Annotated in this window: 14 protein-coding genes; all 14 read left to right on the forward strand. The window is 66.7% G+C overall.

What is annotated here, in order from left to right; translation table 11 throughout:
- Positions 1-22 precede the first annotated feature (22 nt).
- Positions 23-1,264, forward strand: coding sequence for a thiolase family protein (locus tag BLW05_RS31025; protein WP_093167926.1), 1,242 nt, complete (start codon positions 23-25; stop codon positions 1,262-1,264).
- 24 nt (positions 1,265-1,288) lie between these two features.
- A complete protein-coding gene (locus tag BLW05_RS31030) occupies positions 1,289-2,431 on the forward strand; it encodes an acyl-CoA dehydrogenase family protein (protein ID WP_256330570.1) in 1,143 nt (380 codons plus the stop codon).
- A 23-nt stretch (positions 2,432-2,454) separates the two neighbouring features.
- Positions 2,455-3,636, forward strand: coding sequence for a lipid-transfer protein (locus BLW05_RS31035; RefSeq protein ID WP_093167930.1), 1,182 nt, complete (start codon positions 2,455-2,457; stop codon positions 3,634-3,636).
- Between the two features lie 16 nt (positions 3,637-3,652).
- The gene (locus BLW05_RS31040) at positions 3,653-4,843 is read left to right on the forward strand and encodes an acyl-CoA dehydrogenase family protein (RefSeq protein ID WP_093167932.1); all 1,191 of its coding nucleotides are present in this window, start codon (positions 3,653-3,655) and stop codon (positions 4,841-4,843) included.
- 10 nt (positions 4,844-4,853) lie between these two features.
- Positions 4,854-5,990, forward strand: coding sequence for an acyl-CoA dehydrogenase family protein (locus tag BLW05_RS31045; protein WP_093167934.1), 1,137 nt, complete (start codon positions 4,854-4,856; stop codon positions 5,988-5,990).
- Between the two features lie 26 nt (positions 5,991-6,016).
- Positions 6,017-7,132: a CaiB/BaiF CoA transferase family protein gene (locus tag BLW05_RS31050; RefSeq protein ID WP_093167936.1), complete on the forward strand. Its 1,116-nt coding sequence runs from the start codon at positions 6,017-6,019 to the stop codon at positions 7,130-7,132.
- A 38-nt stretch (positions 7,133-7,170) separates the two neighbouring features.
- Positions 7,171-8,040, forward strand: a complete 870-nt coding sequence (locus tag BLW05_RS31055; protein WP_093167938.1) for an SDR family oxidoreductase — start codon at positions 7,171-7,173, stop codon at positions 8,038-8,040.
- Positions 8,041-8,064: 24 nt separating this feature from the next.
- Positions 8,065-9,750, forward strand: a complete 1,686-nt coding sequence (locus BLW05_RS31060) for an AMP-binding protein (protein ID WP_093167941.1) — start codon at positions 8,065-8,067, stop codon at positions 9,748-9,750.
- A gap of 17 nt (positions 9,751-9,767) precedes the next feature.
- The gene (locus BLW05_RS31065; protein WP_093167943.1) at positions 9,768-11,336 is read left to right on the forward strand and encodes an AMP-binding protein; all 1,569 of its coding nucleotides are present in this window, start codon (positions 9,768-9,770) and stop codon (positions 11,334-11,336) included.
- A gap of 60 nt (positions 11,337-11,396) precedes the next feature.
- Positions 11,397-14,099, forward strand: coding sequence for a winged helix-turn-helix domain-containing protein (locus BLW05_RS31070; protein WP_093167946.1), 2,703 nt, complete (start codon positions 11,397-11,399; stop codon positions 14,097-14,099).
- 97 nt (positions 14,100-14,196) lie between these two features.
- The gene (locus BLW05_RS31075) at positions 14,197-14,652 is read left to right on the forward strand and encodes a MaoC family dehydratase (RefSeq protein ID WP_093167949.1); all 456 of its coding nucleotides are present in this window, start codon (positions 14,197-14,199) and stop codon (positions 14,650-14,652) included.
- Positions 14,653-14,684: 32 nt separating this feature from the next.
- Complete coding sequence (locus BLW05_RS31080) at positions 14,685-15,596, forward strand: SDR family NAD(P)-dependent oxidoreductase (protein WP_093167951.1); 912 nt, start codon at positions 14,685-14,687, stop codon at positions 15,594-15,596.
- A gap of 89 nt (positions 15,597-15,685) precedes the next feature.
- Positions 15,686-16,423 carry an acid phosphatase gene (locus BLW05_RS31085; protein ID WP_256330571.1) on the forward strand — a complete coding sequence of 246 codons (738 nt, stop codon included), beginning with the start codon at positions 15,686-15,688 and terminating at the stop codon, positions 16,421-16,423.
- Between the two features lie 84 nt (positions 16,424-16,507).
- Positions 16,508-17,827, forward strand: coding sequence for a DUF1214 domain-containing protein (locus tag BLW05_RS31090; protein WP_256330572.1), 1,320 nt, complete (start codon positions 16,508-16,510; stop codon positions 17,825-17,827).
- Positions 17,828-17,875 lie beyond the last annotated feature (48 nt).

Raw genomic sequence — 17,875 nt, forward strand, 5'->3', positions numbered from 1 at the left:
TAGAACACCGGAGTTCCCAAGCATGGAAAACATCTACATCGTCGGCGTCGGCATGACGCCCTTCGGCCGCCACATGGACAAGAGCGTCAAGCAGCTCACCGCCTGGGCGGTGGAAGACGCCCTGAAGGACGCCAGCTGCGACCGCAAGGCCATCCGCGCCGCCTTCTTCGGCAACACCACGCAGGGCCACTTCGACGGACAGCACATGATCCGGGGGCAGGTGGCGCTACTGCCGCTGGGCATCGAGGGCATCCCGATCTACAACCTCGAAGGCGCGTGCGCATCGTCGAGCCATGCCTTCAACCTCGCCGTCACGCAACTGCGCGCGGGCGCGGCCGACGTGGCCCTCGCAGTCGGCGCCGAGAAGATGTACACGAGCGACAAGGCCAAGATGTTCTCGTGCTTCGAGTCGGCCTGGGACATCGAGACCTTCGAGGCCAACAAGGGTTACCTTGTCGAGATGGGCAAGGCCATCGTGCCGCCCGCCGGTTCGCAGTCCGACAAGCCCTACAGCCCCTTCATGGATGTGTATGCCTCGCTGGGCCGCGGCCTGATGGCGCGCTACGGCATCACGCAGCGCCAGCTTGCGGCGGTGGCGTCGAAGAACCACGGGCACTCGATGCACAACGAGCGCTCGCAGTACCGCATGCCGATGGCCATCGAGGAGATCCTGGCCGCGGCACCGATCACGTATCCGCTGACGCTGCCGATGTGCTCGCCCATCTCCGACGGCGCGGCCGCGGCGATCGTCTGCACCGAGTCGGCCTTGAAGAAATACGGCTTCGACCGCAACCGCGCCGTCAAGGTGCTGGCCAGTGTCGTGCGCTCCGCCTCGGCGCGCGATGCCGAGGACCATGACGCCGGCTGCACGCGCCAGGCGGCGCTGCAGGCCTTCGAGCAGGCCGGCGTCGCGCCGGGCGAGATCGACGTGGCCGAAGTGCATGACGCCACCGCCATCGGCGAGCTGCTCTCGTTCGAGGCGCTCGGCCTGCGTGAGCCCGGCGCGAGCGGTGAGCTCGCCGAGCGCGGCGAAACCACCCTCGGCGGCTCGATCCCGGTCAACCCCTCGGGCGGGCTGGAGTCCAAGGGCCATCCGATCGGCGCTACCGGCCTGGGCCAGATCTTCGAACTCGTCTCGCAGTTGCGCGGCGAATGCGGCCCGCGCCAGGTCGAAGGCGCGCGCCTGGCGATCCAGGGCAACGGCGGCGGCCTGTGGCGCGTGGAAGAGGCCACCGAGCACATCGGCATCTTCGCCCGTGCCTGAACAAGTGAGACAAGCAACATGCACATGAACATGATCACCGAGGAGCAGAAGCTCGCCGTGGAGAGCTTCCGCAGGTTCCTCGACACCGAGCTGCGCCCCGTCGTCAAGCAGTACCGCGACCAGCACATTCCCAAGGAGAAGATGCGCGAGATCACGCAGGGCATCGCCGAGTTCGGCCTGCCGGGCGCGAGCGTGCCGGTGGAGCACGGGGGAATGGGCCTGGGCTACGTCATGGAAGCGATGCTCTTCGAGGAGCTGTGCGCCGTGTCCTGCGATGTCGCGCTGTGCGTGATGATCAACAAGGGCACCGCCAACTTCCTGGCCGAGCTGCCGCAGAAGCACCTGCGCGACAAGTACCTGCCAGGCATCCTGGCTGGCCGCCTCTTCGGCGGCGCCTGCATCAGCGAGCCCGACGTGGGCTCGAACGTGGCCGACCTCAAGACCTCCGCGAGGGAAGACGGCGACCACTTCATCATCAACGGCGAGAAGACCTGGATCTCCAACGGCCACTACGCGGACTTCCTCACCGTCACCGCGCGCACCGGCCCGAACGAGCTGACGCACTTCATGGTCGACCGCAAGGAGCACGGCTTCGAGTCGCGCAACATCGACAAGATCGCGATGAACGGGCAGTCGACCGCGCAGGTCTTCTTCACCGACTGCCGGGTGCCCGCAAGCTGCATCGTCTGGGAGCGCGGCGCGGGCCTGAAGAACACGATGAAGATGTTCGAGAAGGCGCGCGCCAACGTCGGCATGCTGTCGGTCGGCCTGATGCGCGCGGCGCTCGAAGCGTCGATCGCCTACGCCAAGGAGCGCAAGCAGTTCGGCAAGTTCATTGCGGCGCACCAGCTCATCGCCGCCAAGATCGCCGAGATGGCCACGCTCACCGATGCGGCGCGACTCATGTGCATGCGCGCCTTCTCGATGATGGATGCGGGTGTGCGCTGCGACGTGCAGTCCTCCATGTCCAAGTGGTTCGCCACCGAGATGGCGGTGAAGGTCTGCCGCGACGCGGTGCAGTTGCATGGCGGCAACGGCCTCACCAAGGAATTCGACGTGGAACGGCTGGCACGCGAGGCCATTGTGATCCCGATTCCGGACGGCACCACCGAGATCCAGAAACTGATGATCTCGCGCGCGCTCACCGGCATCAGCGCTTTCGTCTGAGGTCGCCCAAGAAGGAGAAAGACATGAGCAAGAAGATCGTCGTGGCGGGCGTCGGCATGATCCCGTTCAAGAAGCCGGGCGCCGCCGAGACCTATCCCGTCATGGGCGCGCAGGCCGCGCGCATTGCACTGGCCGATGCGGGCGTGGGCTACGAATCCATCCAGCAGGCCTTCGCGAGCTACATCTACGGCGATTCCACCGCTGGCCAGCGCGTGCTGTACGACGTGGGCATGACGGGCATCCCGATCATCAACGTCCACAACAACTGCTCCAGCGGTTCCAGTGCGATCTACCTGGCACGCCAGGCCATCGCGGCCGGCGACGTCGACATCGTGCTGGCCGTCGGCTTCGAGCAGATGAACCCGGGCGCGCTAGGCTCCAACTTCAACGACCGCCCGAACCCCACCGAGCGTTTCATGCAGCAGTTCGACGAGCTGCTGGGCGGGCAGGACATCCCGCCTGCGCTGCGCATCTTTGGCGGTGGGGGACTGGAGCACATGCGCCGCTTCGGCACGCCGCTTGAAACCTTCGCGAAGATCCGCGCGAAGGCCAGCCGCCACGCGGCCAACAACCCGATGTCGGTGTTCCGCAAGGTGGTGACCACCGAGGAGGTCATGGCCGACCAGGTGCTGTGGCCCGGCGTGATGACGCGGCTGATGGCCTGCCCGCCCACCTGCGGCGCGGCGGCCGTCGTGCTGTGCAGCGAGGATTACGCGAAGAAGCACGGTCTCGATGCCCGTGTGTGGATCGCCGCGCAGGCGCTCACCACCGATGGTCGGGAGACCTTCCAGTCGGGCGACATGCGCGACCTCGCGGGCTTCTCGATGTCGCGTGCTGCGGCGCGCAAGGTGTACGAAGCGGCCGGCATTGGTGCGGAGGATGTGGACGTGGTCGAGCTGCACGACTGCTTCGCGCACAACGAGCTCATGACCTACGAGGCCCTGGACCTGTGCCCCGAGGGCGGCGCGCAGAAGTTCGTGGACGACGGCGACAACACCTATGGCGGCAGGTATGTCGTCAACCCATCCGGCGGTCTGCTCTCGAAAGGCCACCCCATCGGCGCCACCGGCCTCGCCCAGTGCGCGGAGCTGGTGCAGCAACTGCGCGGCAACGCGGGCGAACGGCAGGTGTCGGGCGCGCGCATCGCGCTGCAGCACAACGTCGGCATCGGCGGCGCGGCGGTCGTCACGATGTACAGGAACTGAAGACAGGGACACGCGCATGGATTTCGATCCCGTTCCCGGCCTGGAGGCCTTTCGCCTGGAGGTGCGCGAGTTCCTGAAGGGGCTGCCACCGGACCTCATCGACCGTCCGCGCAGCACGCGCTCGACGCCGGCCGATGTGAAGCGCTGGCAACAGAAGCTGCACGTGCGCGGATGGGCCGCGCCGTATTGGGCCAAGGCCCATGGCGGCACCGGCTGGTCGGTGCAGCAGATGCTGGTCTTCGACGAGGAGTGCGCGGCCGTCGGTACCCCCTCGCAGGATGGCTTCATGCACAAGCTGCTGGGCCCGCTCCTGAACGAGTTCGCGTCGCCCGAGCAGAAGGCGCAACACCTACCGCCGGCCCTGTGCGGCGAGCGGCTGTGGTGCCAAGGCTTCTCCGAACCGGGCTCCGGCTCGGACCTGGCCTCGCTGCGCACCCGCGCGGAGCTCGACGGCGACCACTACGTCGTCAACGGCCAGAAGATCTGGACCAGCTACGCGCACGAGTCCGACTGGATCTTCCTGCTGGTGCGCACCGATGCCAACGTGAAGAAGCAGGAAGGCATCAGCTTCTTGCTGGTGGACATGAAGACGCCCGGCATCACGGTGCGACCGATCCGCAGCATCGACGACTTCCATCATCTCAACGAAACCTTCTTCGACAACGTGCGCGTGCCGGTCGGCAATCGCGTCGGCGAGGAGGGGCAGGGGTGGGCCATCACCAAGTTCCTGCTCAACAACGAGCACGCATCGACGGCTGAGCTTCCCGCGCTCAAGCGCTACCTGCGCGTGATCCATCGGCTCGCGGACACGCAGCGCGTGGACGGCCAGCGGCTGCGCGAGCGGCCCGAGTTCGCGCTGAAGCTCGCGCGGCTCGAAGCCGAGCTGATGGCGATCGACATGCTGGTGCAGCGCGTGGCGGGCCTGGAGATGGAGCATCACCCCGATGCGCTCCCGCTGGGCTCGATGCTGAAGATCCGGGGCACCGAGCTGCAGCAGAAACTCACCGACTTCCACGTCGAGGCGCTCGGCGACCTTGGCGCGGTGGCCTATCCGCATCCCGAGCAGGGCACCGAGGTGCAACTGCCGGGGCAGGACACGGCCCGGGGCCTGGCCAACGACATGTTCTTCCGCCGTGCTTCCACGATCTACGGTGGAACGAGCGAAGTGCAGCGCGGAATCATCGCCAAGCTGCTGTTCCAACTCTGAGCGACGAACGATGGACTTCAGACTGAACCCGGAGCAGCAGCTCCTGAAAGACAGCGTGCAGCGCTTCGTCGAGAAGGCCTACGGCTTCGAAGCGCGGGCTGCGATGGTGAAGGCGGGGCAGGGCGGCAGCGCGGCGCATTGGCAGACCTTTGCCGAGAACGGATGGCTCGCGGCGGCGCTGCCGGAGGCCTATGGCGGACTGGGCGGATCGCTCATCGACACCGTGATCATTTCCCAGGAGTTCGGCCGAGGCCTCGCCATCGAACCGTGGCTGGGTTGCGCCGTGCTGGCCGCGCAGACGCTCGTGGCAGGCGGCAGCGCCGCGCAGAAGGACCGCCTGCTGCCGCTGCTGGCCGACGGCTCGCGGCGCATCGCTCTGGCCTACAGCGAAGCCGAATCGCGTGGCATGCCGGCGCCCGTGTCGTTGCGCGCCGAGCGCCATGGGCGCGGCTATGTGTTGCACGGCCGGAAGTCACTGGTGCTGGGTGCAAGCCAGGCGGACGAATTCATCGTCTCCGCGATGGTGCCCGGCTCGACCGGCGTCACCTTGCTGCTGGTGGATGCGAGAGCGCCGGGCCTGCAATGCCGCGATCTCCCTTTGCACGACGGCAGCCACGCGGCGGAACTGGTGTTCGACGGCGTCGAAGTCGCTGCCGATGCGGTGCTCGGCGAGCCGGGTGGCGGCCTGCCGGCTTTGCAGGCGGGCCTCGACCACGCCATCGTGGCGCTCTGCGCCGAGCAGGTGGGCGCGATGGAAAAGGCCATCGAGACCACCGCCGAGTACCTGAAGACGCGCAAGCAGTTCGGCGTGCCGATCGGCGGCTTCCAGGCGCTGCAGCATCGCATCTCGGACATGGCGGCCGAGATGGAGCTGGCGCGCTCGATGCTGTTCGCGGCGCTGTCTGCCGTACAGAACCCGCAGGGCGCAGCGCGGCGGCGGACGCTGTCGGCGGCCAAGGCCTTCGTCGGCCGTGCCGCCAAGGCCGTCTGCGGACAGGCCATTCAACTGCATGGCGGGATCGGCATGACCGAGGAGTACCTCATCGGTCACTACTTCAAGCGCGCCGTGGTGGCCGACCTGCTGCTCGGCAGCGCCGACCGCCACGAGGCGGCCTGCGCCGCCGCGATCTCAGGCGCAGCGGCCTGATCCCGGGAACGATGGAAAGCAGACAGATGAACAAGAGCAGGGGCGGGCCGCTGGCCGGCTTGCGCATCCTCGAGATTGCCGGCATCGGTCCGGCGCCCTTCTGCGGCATGCTGCTCGCGGACCTGGGCGCGGACGTGGTGCTGGTCGACCGGCTGCAGGCCGGCGCCGAGGACATCGATCTCGGCGCCCAGGCCATCAGCAACCGCGGCAAGCGATCGATCGCGGTCGACCTGAAGACGGCCGACGGCGTGCGGAAGGTGCTCGGGTTGGTCGGGCAGTGCGACGCATTGATCGAGGGCATGCGTCCCGGCGTGATGGAGCGGCTGGGCCTGGGGCCGGAGGTATGCCTCGCGCGCAACCCCGGCCTGGTGTACGGCCGCATGACCGGCTGGGGCCAGGACGGGCCGCTCGCGCATGCAGCCGGCCACGACATCAACTACATCGGCGTCTCCGGCGCGCTCTGGTATTCGGGGCAGCCCGGCGAGGCGCCGATGGCACCGCCGAGCCTCGTGGGCGACATCGGCGGTGGTGCGATGTACCTCGCGGTGGGCGTGCTGGCCGGGGTGATGAACGCGCGTGCCACCGGTCGCGGTCAGGTCGTCGATGCGGCCATCGTCGACGGCAGCGCGCACATGATGAACCTGCTGCTGGCCCTCAAGGCGGGCGGCCAGTTCACCAGCGAGCGCGGCGCGAGCCTGTTGGATGGCCCGCACTGGTATCGCACCTACCGCTGCGCCGACGGGCGTTTCGTCAGCATCGGCTCGCTGGAGCCGCGCTTCTATCGCATCCTGCTCGACCGCCTCGGCCTCGCGAACGATCCGGCCTTTGCGAAGCCGCACGACCCTAGCCGCTGGCCGGAACTGCATGCGCGCTTCACGGAGATCTTCGTCACGCGAACGCGCGATGCGTGGTGCGAACTGCTGGAAGGCAGCGATGCCTGCTTCGCCGCCGTGCTGGACCCGGACGAGGCGGCGCGCCATCCGCACATGGCGCACCGCGAGGTCTACAGCCATGTCGACGGCGTGCTACAGGCCAACTCGGCGCCGCGCTTCTCCGGCACGCCGGCGTCGCCGCCTGCCGCCGTGCCGCGTCGCGGCGAACACACCGAGGCCGTGCTGCGGGAGTGGGGCGCGAGCGCCTGACTCGCGAGACACACCTCTCATGCCGCGCGAGAACTGCCATGCGCTATGACTCCATCTTCCGGCGGGGCCTCTTCGACGGCCAGGCGATGGTGGTGACCGGTGGCGGAAGTGGCATCGGCCGTTGCACCGCGCACGAACTGGCCGCACTGGGCGCGCAGGTGGCCATCGTCGGGCGCAAGGCGGAAAAGCTGGCGAGCGTGGCCGAAGAGCTCGCGGCCGAGGGCGCGGTCGTCTCCACGCATGTGTGCGACATCCGCGATGAGGCGGCGGTGATCCAGACCGTCGAGGCCGTGCTGGCTCGCCACGGCCGAATCGACGGGCTGGTCAACAACGCCGGCGGCCAGTTTTTCGCACCGCTCGCGGAGATCTCGACCAACGGCTTCGACGCCGTCGTGCGCAACAACCTCACCGGTGGCTTCATCTTCATGCGCGAGATCTACCGCCGCTGGATGGCGCAGCACGGCGGCGCCATCGTCAACATGAGCGCGGACATGTGGATGGGCCTGCCCGGCATCGCGCACTCGGGCGCGGCGCGCGCGGCGATGAACTCGCTCACCGAAAGCGCGGCCTGCGAATGGGCGGCCTCGGGGGTTCGCGTCAACAGCGTCGCGCCCGGAATGATCGCTTCCAGCGGCTTTGACCACTACACGGGGGATGCGGTCGCCAGCATCCTCGAGCACGCCACCAGGATTCCGGCCCAGCGTTACGGCACCGTGTCTGAAGTGTCGGCGGCCATCGTGTTCCTGCTCTCGCCGGCGGCGGCCTTCATCACCGGCAGCTGCATCCGCGTGGACGGCGGCGGCCCCAATGCGCGCAGCTCCTGGAAGCTGCAGCCCCATCGCAGGAGCATCCCCTTCGATGGCTTTCATCTGGACTCGACGCCCCGGTTGCTGAAACAAGGGGCTTGAAACGACAAGAACAGGAGACATACCTTGAACCCACAAGACCCGAACACCCCCGTTCACCGCTTTCTCCACTGGGAGAAGACCCAGCCGGAGGCTGTCTTCTTCACTGAACCGCGCCCGGACGGCAGCGTGGTGGACTTCACCTGGCGGCAGGTCGGCGACCAGGCCCGGCGGATGGCAGCCCACCTGCGGTCGCTGGGGCTGCCGCCGGGCAGCAGCATCGGGATCGTCGGCAAGAACAGCGCCCACTGGGTCATGGCCGACCTCGCGATCTGGATGGCGGGGCATGTGTCCGTGCCGATCTACGTGACCATCCATGCGGAGAACGCCCGCTACATCCTCGAACACTGCGACATGCGGCTGCTCTTCGTGGGCAAGCTCGACGGCAAGACCGATTCATGGAACGAGATCCGCCGGATCGTGCCGGCCGAGTTGCCTCTGGTGGGCCTGCCGATGTCGCCCGGCCCCTTGCCGATGCATTGGGATACGTTGGTGGAAAGCCGTGAGCCTCTGCAGGAGGTGCATCTTCCCGGTCCGGGCGATCTGGCCACCATCATCTACACCTCCGGGACGACCGGCGTGCCCAAGGGTGTGATGCACAGTTTCGGCGCCATGTGGATGTATTCGAAGCTGTCGGGCGAATATTGCTCGATCAGCCCGCGCGACCGCATGCTCTCGTACCTGCCACTGGCACATGCTGCCGAGCGCGCTTTCGTGGAGACGCATGCCATCTGCCAGGGCCTGCACCTCTACTTCAACGACTGCCTCGAAACCTTCGCTGCCGACCTGCGGCGCGCGCGGCCCACGCTCTTCATTTCCATGCCGCGGCTGTGGACCAAGTTCTATCAAGGCGTCTGCGCGAAGCTGCCGCTGCGCAAGCAGAAGCTGCTGTTCGCGCTGCCAGTCGTCTCCGGCCGGGCGAAGAAGAAGATCCTCGAACTGCTCGGGCTCGATGCGGTGCGGATCGCCTTCACCGGGTCGGCGCCGCTGCCGGCGGAAATCATCGCCTGGTATCGCCGCCTGGGGCTGGAGCTGCGTGACGTCTACGGCATGACGGAGAACTTCTGCCATTCGCACCTGACGCAGCCGGGCAGGGTGCGCCTGGGCTATTGCGGCCAGCCTGCGCCCGGCGTGGACGTGCGCATCGGCGAGGGCGGCGAGATCCTGATGAAGGGCGCCACCCTGATGCTCGGCTACTACAGGCAGCCGGAACTCACGGCCCAGAGCATGACGCCGGACGGCTACTTCAAGACCGGCGATCGCGGCGAGGAGGACGAACTGCGGCGCCTGAAGATCACCGGCCGTGTCAAGGAAATCTTCAAGACCAGCAAGGGCAAGTACGTCGCGCCTGCGCCCATCGAGAACCGCTTCGCGCACCCGAAGGTGGAGGCGGTGTGCGTGACCGGGCCCGCGCATCCGCAGCCTTTTGCGTTGTTGCTGCTGTCGGCCGACGCACGTGGGCAACTCAAGGACTCAGCGGCGCGGGAGGCACTGCTGGCCGAGCTCGACGAGCTGCGCAACATGGTCAACGACGGTCTCGAAGACCATGAGAAGCTCGACTACGTGGTGGCGGTCGATGAAGCCTGGTCGGTGGACAATGGCTTTCTCACACCGAGCTTCAAGATTCGTCGCAGCGTCATCGAGGATCGCTATCTCGCGCGCGCACAGGGCTGGGCGGCGGCCGGGAGGCGGGTGATCGTCGAAGGCGGCTGAAGGAAGGGGCAACGCCGATGAGGATCAATTTCGCGCAATTGATGGGCCAGCTCGCGCTGCGCCATTCGAACCGTGAAGCGCTCGTCAACATCGAACGACAGCGCCGCTACATCTTCCGCGACCTGCACTCGCTCACCAACCGCATCGTGAACATGATGCGCCAGCGGCTGGCGCTGCGCCGCGGCGACGTCTACCTGTGCATCCTGGAGAACGACAACCTCTCGCTGCTGCACACCTGGACCGCGCTCAAGGGTGAGGCGGCCGCGGCCTTCACCAACTACCGCGATGCCTTCGACGAGCACGTGTGGCAGGTCGACTTCATCCGCCCCAAGGTCGTCTTCATCGAGAACACGCTGATCGAGCGCTACCATGGCCTGCTGCGCGAGCGCGGCATCACGGTGGTGTGCATGGACCGTCCCGATGCGCCGCGCGACGGGCTGCTGCACTTCTGGGATCTGCTCGAGGACATCTCCGATGACGACCCCGGCATCGAGAGCGAGACGACGAAGGACATCCTCGTTTACCGTTTCACCGGAGGCACCACGGGCCGGTCCAAGTGCGCGCAGTACACGATGGACAACTGGCTCGCCTGCCGCGATTCGTACTACGCCGAGGACGAGCAGGTCTACGAGGCCGACACCCGCTTCCTGCACATGGCACCCATCAGCCATGGCTCCGGCCTGGGCCTTCTTCCGACGCTCTTTCGCGGCGGCTGCACCGTGACGCAGAACGTGCCCGATCTCAAGACCTGGTGTCGCAACCTGGAAGCGGAACGGATCACCATGGCGATGCTCGTGCCGACCCTGTTGTACTGGCTGCTCGACATGCCAGAGGCCAGCAGCCACGATCTCTCCCGCCTCCGCACGGTGTGGTACGGCGCGGCGCCGATGAGTCCCGCCAAGCTCAGGCAGCTGCAGTCGCGCTTTGGCAACATCTTCCTGCAGGTCTATGGCGCGACCGAGTGCCTGCAGCCCGTGACCACGCTCTACAAGCGCGACCACGTCGACGCCGACGCGAAACGGCTGGCATCGGCCGGGCGCGTGGCGATCACTGCCGAAGTAAGGGTGATGGACGAGGAAGGGCAGCCTCTGCCCTGCGGGCAGACGGGCGAGGTGTGGCTGCGTTCGCGGGCGACCATCTCGGGCTACTACGGCAATCCGGAGGCGACCGCCGCGGAGTTCGGCAACGGCTTCTGGAAGTCCGGCGATCTCGGCTACCTCGACGAGGAGGGCTATCTCTACATCGTCGACCGCAAGAAGGACATGATCATCACCGGCGGCTTCAACGTGTATGCCATCGAGGTCGAGTCGGTGCTCGATGCGCACCCCGCCGTGGCGATGTCCGCCGTGGTCGGCGTTCCGCACGAGGCGTGGGGCGAAGCGGTCCATGCCGAGGTGGTGCTCCGAGCCGGAAGCCGCACGAGCGCCGATGAACTGATCGAACACGTCAAGGGCCGCATCGGCCGCTTCAAGGCCCCCAAGACGGTGAGCTTCGTGGAGAGCCTGCCGCTGAGCGTGGCGGGCAAGGTGCTGCGCCGCCAGGTGCGCGAGAAGTACTGGAAGGATCGATCCCGCCGTGTGGGCTGAGGAGTGCTTCGCGATATTGCTCTCCCGCCCGGGCCGGGAAGCTCTCATACTCGCTCTCCGATGAATTTCGACAACCTTCTCGTCTCGACAAAGTTCGCGCCGCCGCGCATCGGGGCGCGTTACATCTTGCGCAAGCATCTCCTGGCGCAACTCGCTGCCGTGCGCGGCGCGACCTTCACGCTGGTAACCGGCAGTGCCGGCTTCGGCAAGACCATCCTGCTGGCGCAATGGAGGCAGGAGTTGATGAAAGAGGGGGCTGAGGTCGCCTGGCTGTCACTGGGCCAGGAAGAAAAGCAGCTCGCCAACTTTTGCGCCTACCTGCTCGCCGCCTTGCAGCGGCTGGGCATTCCGGTCGAAGACGACATGCTGCTCGAAGGCGGCAGCAGCAAGTCGATCGAGGCCGTGGTCGCCGCCGCCGTCAATGGTGCACAAGGGCTTCCGAAGGAGCTCTATCTCATCATCGACGACTACCACCATGTCGAGGATCCGTGGGCGCACAAGCTGATGCAGCGCCTGCTCGACCACTGCCCGCCCAACCTGCACATCGCGATCGCGTCGCGCATGGCGCCCCCGCTGAGCATCGGGCGCCTGCGCGTGCTGGACAAGGTGGCCGAGATCGGGCTTGTGGAGCTGCCGTTCGACCTGGAGGAGACACGGGTTTTCTTCGAGCAGAACATCAGCACGGTGAAGCTGAGCGCCGACGAGCTGCGGCTGATCCACGACATCACGAGCGGCTGGCCCGCCAGCCTGCAGCTGATCACCGTGATGCTGCGCAGCCGGCCGCAGACGCGGGCGACGCTGCAGGACCTCGGCTGGAAGCTCGGGGACCTGCAGGCGTACCTGGCCGAGGACGTCATCGCGCACCTGCCGGCCGAATTCACCCGCTTCATGGAGATGCTCTCGGTGTGCCGGCGCTTCAACGCCAGCCTCGCGGCCGCGGTGACGGGCAGCGCGAGTGCTGGAGCGTTGATCAAGCGCGCCGAGGACGAGAACCTGCTGATCTACCGGGTCGATTCCGACGACCGCACGCCGTGGTATCGGTTCCATCCGCTTTTCGGCGAATTTCTCTCGGCGCGGCTCGCGGAGCAGGGGCCGGCCCGTGCGAAGGAACTGCATCGCCGCGCGAGCCACTGGTTTGCGGAGCAGGAGCTGCTGGTGGAGGCGGTGCGTCATGCGATCCTTGGCGACGATCTTCAGTTCGCGGTGAGCTCGATCGAGAACGCGGCACCGAGCACCTGGAGCCTGGGCTACATCAGCCCCATGCTCAACCTGCTCGACCGTCTTCCGCAGGAAGCACTCCACCAATACCCTCGCCTCTTTTTCCTCGCGTGCCTCACCTATGCGCTGACGGCTCGCCCGGCACAGGCCGAGCGTTGGATCGCGCAGATTCGCGAGACCGATGCGGCCAAGACGCCGGCCATTTCATCCCGCTTCGCTTTGGCCGATGCGGCCGTGGCATTGCAGCGCGACAACACGCAGCGGGTGATCGACCTGCTCGAGCCGCAGGGGAAGGCGCCGGCGGAAAACCGATTCCTGCGCTATGTGCATGTGGCGGCATTGGCAACGGCGTATGCGGCGGCGGGGCGCTATGCGGATGCCCACCGGCTGCTCGACGACAACCCGATCCCGCCCGATGACCGGGGGAACGATATGGCGCTGGTGGTGCAGTCCGTGCGCGCCACCACTTTGGGCATCGAAGGCAACGCAAAGGAAACGGCCCGCGTCGGCGCGGAGGTGCTCGCCCGCGCTGAGACCGCCTACGGGCGCAGGTCGGTCAGTGCCAACCTGTGCGCGGCCACGCTGGGCAATGCCTTCTACGAGCTCGATCGCATCGACGAGGCGCGGGAGGTTCTCGCCAACCGCGCGGGCATTCTTCGCTCGTCGTCGCCCGGCACGATGATCCATGCCGCGCTGTGCAATGCGCGGCTGGACATGCTCCAGCTCGGACCCGATGCGGCGTTGGCCTTCCTCGATGCGCAGCAGGCGCACTATCACAGCCTGGGACTCGACCGCCTGGTCACTGCCATGCTGGCCGAGCAGGTGAAGGTCCTGCTAGCGACGGGCGAGCGCGCGCGCGCGGCAGAGCTGGTTGCGAAGCTCGATGGCCTGGCCAACCTGCATCGCGATGCCCAGGGATTCCGTGCCGAGATCCCGGCACTCGCTGCGATCGCACGTGCGCGGCTGGCGCTGATCGATGCCCGCCCGGATGACGCGCTCGTCGCGCTGGACGCGGTGCGCGGTTTCGCCAGCGCCTACGGGCGCGTGCGCATGCTGGTCCTGGCCGAGATCCTCGCCGCATTGACGCACGACTATCTCAAGCGCGACGAGCAGGCGCTGGATTGCCTGGCGCGTGCGGTGCAATCGGGCGCGGCGGCCGGACTTGTGCGCACCTTCCTGGACGAAGGTCCGCGGGTCGGCGAGTTGTTGGGCGGATTGCGTGGCTCCGGTGCGAGACTGGATGAGCGCCTTGGACCCTACGTCGACGATCTGCTGCGCCGATGGGGAGGCCCGGCGCCAGTGGCGCAGGACAAGGGGAAGCCCTCGCCCAAGGCCGCTGATACGGACTCCATCGCGCTGACGCCGCGCGAGATCGAGATCCTCGGCCTCGTCGCCAAGGCGATGTCGAGCAAGCGCATCGCGCAGACGCTCAACATCACGCCCGAGACCGTGAAGTGGAACATCCGCAACGTGCTCGCGAAGCTGCGGATGTCGAGCCGCTACGACGCGCTGACCTGGGCGCGCAACAAGGGCCTGATCGAATAGCTGATCGGATGCAGCGCCCCTCCAAAGAAGGGGGGCTCCTTTTCAGGTGCGGCCGCTTAACCTTTTCGGCATCGCACATTCAACCTGGATAGTCTGCATGAAGAGCTACGAAACCCTCGAAGACCTCAAGCCTCTGGTGGGCCAGAACATCGGCACCAGCGACTGGCTGTCGATCGACCAGCAGCGCATCAACAAGTTCGCCGATGCCACGGGCGACCACCAGTGGATCCACGTCGATGCGGAGCGCGCGAAGAGCGGCCCCTTCGGAACGCCCATCGCGCATGGCTTTCTGACGTTGAGCCTGTTGCCGATCTTCTCCCAGACGGCCTTCCAGATCCGCAAGAGCACGATGGGCGTCAACTACGGGCTCAACAAGGTGCGCTTCATGAAGCCGGTACCCGTGAACAGCCGCCTGCGGGCGCATTTCAAGCTCCTGAGCTGGGAGCCTCTGGAAGGCAACGGTGCCCAGTTGCTGGTCGAGATGTCGATCGAGCTCGAGGGTGCATCCAAGCCAGTGTGCGTGGCCGAGTCGATCACCCGGCGCTATCCCTGATTTCTTCCCATTCTTCTTGAAAAGGTAACGACATGACGATTCGATTCGACGGCCGCGTGGCCATCGTGACCGGCGCCGGCAACGGCCTGGGCCGCGCGCATGCGCTGGAGCTGGCGCGCCGCGGCGCCAAGGTGGTGGTCAACGACTTCGGCGGCAGCCGCGACGGCAAGGGCGGCTCCTCCGAGGCGGCGCAGAAGGTGGTGGGCGAGATCCGTGCGGCGGGTGGCATCGCCATCGCCAATGGCGCCAACGTGTGCGACTTCGCGCAGGTGCTCGGCATGATCGAGCAGGCCAAGGCCGAGTTCGGCCGCATCGATGTGCTGGTCAACAACGCGGGCATCCTGCGCGACAAGACCTTCTCGAAGATGGAGATCGCCGACTTCCAGGCGGTGGTCGACGTCCACCTGATGGGTTCGGTCAACTGCACCAAGGCCGTGTGGGAAATCATGCGCGAGCAGAACTACGGCCGCATCCTGATGACGACCTCGGCTTCGGGGCTCTTCGGCAATTTCGGCCAGTCCAACTACGGCGCCGCCAAGATGGCGCTGGTGGGCCTGATGCACATGCTCACCATCGAAGGCAAGAAGAGCAACATCCGAGTGAACACCATCGCGCCGATGGCTGCCACGCGCATGACCGAAGACGTGCTGCCGCCCGCCATGCTCGACGCGATCAAGCCGGAGCAGGTGACGCCCGCGGCGCTCTTCCTCGTGAGCGAGGATGCGCCCTCCAAGACGACGCTGTCGGCCGGTGGCGGTGCCTTCTCGGCCTGCCGCATCGAGGATACGGCGGCGGTCTACCTTGGGCCGAACGAGTGCACGGTCGAAGGCGTGGCGGAGCACTTCACGCAGATTGCCGACTGGGACAGCGCGCGCGCCTACGACGATTCGAACGCGCAGGTGCATGCGCTCATCCAAGCCGCCATGGCCGGCATGCAGCGCTGAAGCCGATCCGCGTGCCGATGTTGCTTCAACGCCTTGCTGCCTTTGCAGTTTTCGCTGCCCTGGGTGCGTGCAGTCAGCCTCCGAAGCCCATGCCCGCGAGCGAGGTTCCGCAGCTCCGGCCGGGCGTCCCGGCCGGTTACCTGCCTCGCAACGCGTTGCCTGACAGCCTGACGCTGGTGCCGCCGCCCCCTTCGGCGGGCACCGCCGCCTTCGCCGCCGACGAGGCGGCCTATCGAAGCACGCGCGGTCTGCGCGACAGTGGGCGCTGGAAGCAGGCAAGCGAAGACGCCGTGCTGCGCTTTCCGCAGGCCGCAGGTACCTTCTCGTGCGCGGCGGGCGTGCCGATCACCGAGAACGACACGCCGCACGCGTACATGCTGCTGCGGCGCACGCTGGCCGATGCGGGACTGGCTACCTACGCGGCGAAGGATCGATACAAGCGCGCGCGTCCTTTCACCACCGACAACCAGGCGACATGCACTCCGGCTGAAGAAGCAGGTCTGGCGAAGGACGGCTCGTATCCGTCCGGGCATGCGTCGCTGGGATGGGCATGGGCCCTGGTGCTGGCCGAAATCGTGCCCGAGCGCGCCGATGCCATCCTCCAGCGCGGCGTGACCTACGGCCAGAGCCGTGTCATCTGCGGCGTGCACTGGCAGAGCGATGTCGATGCAGGTCGACTGGTTGCCGCCGGCGTGGTTGCGCGACTGCATGCCGAGCCGGCATTCGTCGCGGAGCTGGGAGCTGCCCGCAAGGAGATCCGCGACGCACGCGACAGGTCGCTCGCACCGTCGCGCGACTGCGCGGCCGAGGCGCTCGGCGCAAACTAGGGCCGCGTCGCGTGACGGGGCGGTTTGACAGCGAGTGTCGAGCCTCCGAAGAATCGTTGGCGTATTACTTCAAGGAGTCAAGCCGTGAAATGTCGATGGATCCTTTCCGGTCTGCTGGCGACTTCCGTGTGGGCGACCTCGGCCGCTGCCCAGTCGCCACCTGCGGGCCCGAGTGACCAGGAGGTCAGCGATGCCTACATCTATCTCCTGTCCCGCCTTCTCGTGCTGCGCCAGCAGCAGCTCGACTTCAAGCAAGGTTTCAAGTGGAATCAACTGGTCCACCGCAAGCCTGGAGAGGTGGACTGGCCGAATCCCAATCTCGACGTCGCCTACTCCGAAGCCTGGGTCGCGATCGACGAGAAGAGCTGTCTGACGGTTTCGGTGCCGAAGATCACCGGTCGCTACTACACGGTGCATTTCCTCAACGGCTGGGGCGAGACTGTCGCCAATATCAACGAGCGCGTCTATCCCGGGCATCCCTTCGGCAATTTCGCGGTCTGCCTCAAGGGTGCGCAGGTCAAGCTGCCTGCCGGGACACAGCGGGTTGATGTGCCGGTCCGGCATATGCGAGTGCTGTCGCGCGTCGAACTGGGCGCCGACTGGAAGCAGGCCATCGCGTTGCAGCGGCAGGTCAGGTTCGGCGTCATCGGCAAGACGGCACTCCCGCCAGTGCCAAGGACCGTGATGTTCGATCCCGAGAAGCTGCCCGGCGTCGAAGCCTTCGAGTCCGCCGAGCTTGCTCTCGACAGCGAGCCCGACCTCAACCCGGGGATGGAGAAGCTGCAGGCGGATACGCGCGCGATCGCCCAGGCTGTCAAGGACCCCGCGCAGCGGCAGCGCATCGACCAGGTCATCCGGACCCAGGCCTTCGCTGATTTCCACAAGGCCTTGCCGAACGTGGGCCATGGCACCCGGCAGAACGGCTGGGTGCTGCCCTCCACGTCGGGTGCCTACATGGACGACTGGCTGGTCCGCACGCTCGTGAACTACGGCGGCATCTGGGCCAACACGCCGCAGGAGGTCATCTACTACAAGGGCTTTGTCGACAGCAGCGGCGCGCCGCTGTCGGGCGACCATGTCTACAAGCTGCACTTCACGAAGGCGCAACTGCCGGCGCAGTATGCGACGCACTTCTGGTCGGTGATCGGCGTCGACGCGGCTGGCAAGCGGGTGCTTCCGAATGCGCTCAAGCGCTACCTGTTGAACAACCAGTCCGGGCTCAAGTATGGTGCCGACGGTTCGCTCACGCTGTACTTCGCGGACAAGAAGCCCCAGGATGCGCCCGAGAGCAACTGGCTGCCGACGCCCAAGGGGACGGACTACAACCTGACCTTCCGGTTCTACCGGCCTCAGGGCGCGGTGGCGGATCGCACCTACTTTCCGCCGTCGTTGGTGAAGCAGTAACCGTCGCGGGTCGGATGTTCGTTTTTTCCCGCACCCACCCCAAAAGGA

It is taken from the genome of Variovorax sp. YR216, from assembly GCF_900107745.1.
Taxonomy (GTDB): domain Bacteria; phylum Pseudomonadota; class Gammaproteobacteria; order Burkholderiales; family Burkholderiaceae_C; genus Variovorax.

Coding starts and splice junctions, on each gene's coding strand:
- BLW05_RS31025 (WP_093167926.1), top strand. CDS start 23: ATGGAAAACATCTACATCGTCGGCGTCGGCATGACGCCCTTCGGCCGC.
- BLW05_RS31030 (WP_256330570.1), top strand. CDS start 1,289: ATGAACATGATCACCGAGGAGCAGAAGCTCGCCGTGGAGAGCTTCCGC.
- BLW05_RS31035 (WP_093167930.1), top strand. CDS start 2,455: ATGAGCAAGAAGATCGTCGTGGCGGGCGTCGGCATGATCCCGTTCAAG.
- BLW05_RS31040 (WP_093167932.1), top strand. CDS start 3,653: ATGGATTTCGATCCCGTTCCCGGCCTGGAGGCCTTTCGCCTGGAGGTG.
- BLW05_RS31045 (WP_093167934.1), top strand. CDS start 4,854: ATGGACTTCAGACTGAACCCGGAGCAGCAGCTCCTGAAAGACAGCGTG.
- BLW05_RS31050 (WP_093167936.1), top strand. CDS start 6,017: ATGAACAAGAGCAGGGGCGGGCCGCTGGCCGGCTTGCGCATCCTCGAG.
- BLW05_RS31055 (WP_093167938.1), top strand. CDS start 7,171: ATGCGCTATGACTCCATCTTCCGGCGGGGCCTCTTCGACGGCCAGGCG.
- BLW05_RS31065 (WP_093167943.1), top strand. CDS start 9,768: ATGAGGATCAATTTCGCGCAATTGATGGGCCAGCTCGCGCTGCGCCAT.
- BLW05_RS31070 (WP_093167946.1), top strand. CDS start 11,397: ATGAATTTCGACAACCTTCTCGTCTCGACAAAGTTCGCGCCGCCGCGC.
- BLW05_RS31075 (WP_093167949.1), top strand. CDS start 14,197: ATGAAGAGCTACGAAACCCTCGAAGACCTCAAGCCTCTGGTGGGCCAG.
- BLW05_RS31080 (WP_093167951.1), top strand. CDS start 14,685: ATGACGATTCGATTCGACGGCCGCGTGGCCATCGTGACCGGCGCCGGC.
- BLW05_RS31085 (WP_256330571.1), top strand. CDS start 15,686: ATGCCCGCGAGCGAGGTTCCGCAGCTCCGGCCGGGCGTCCCGGCCGGT.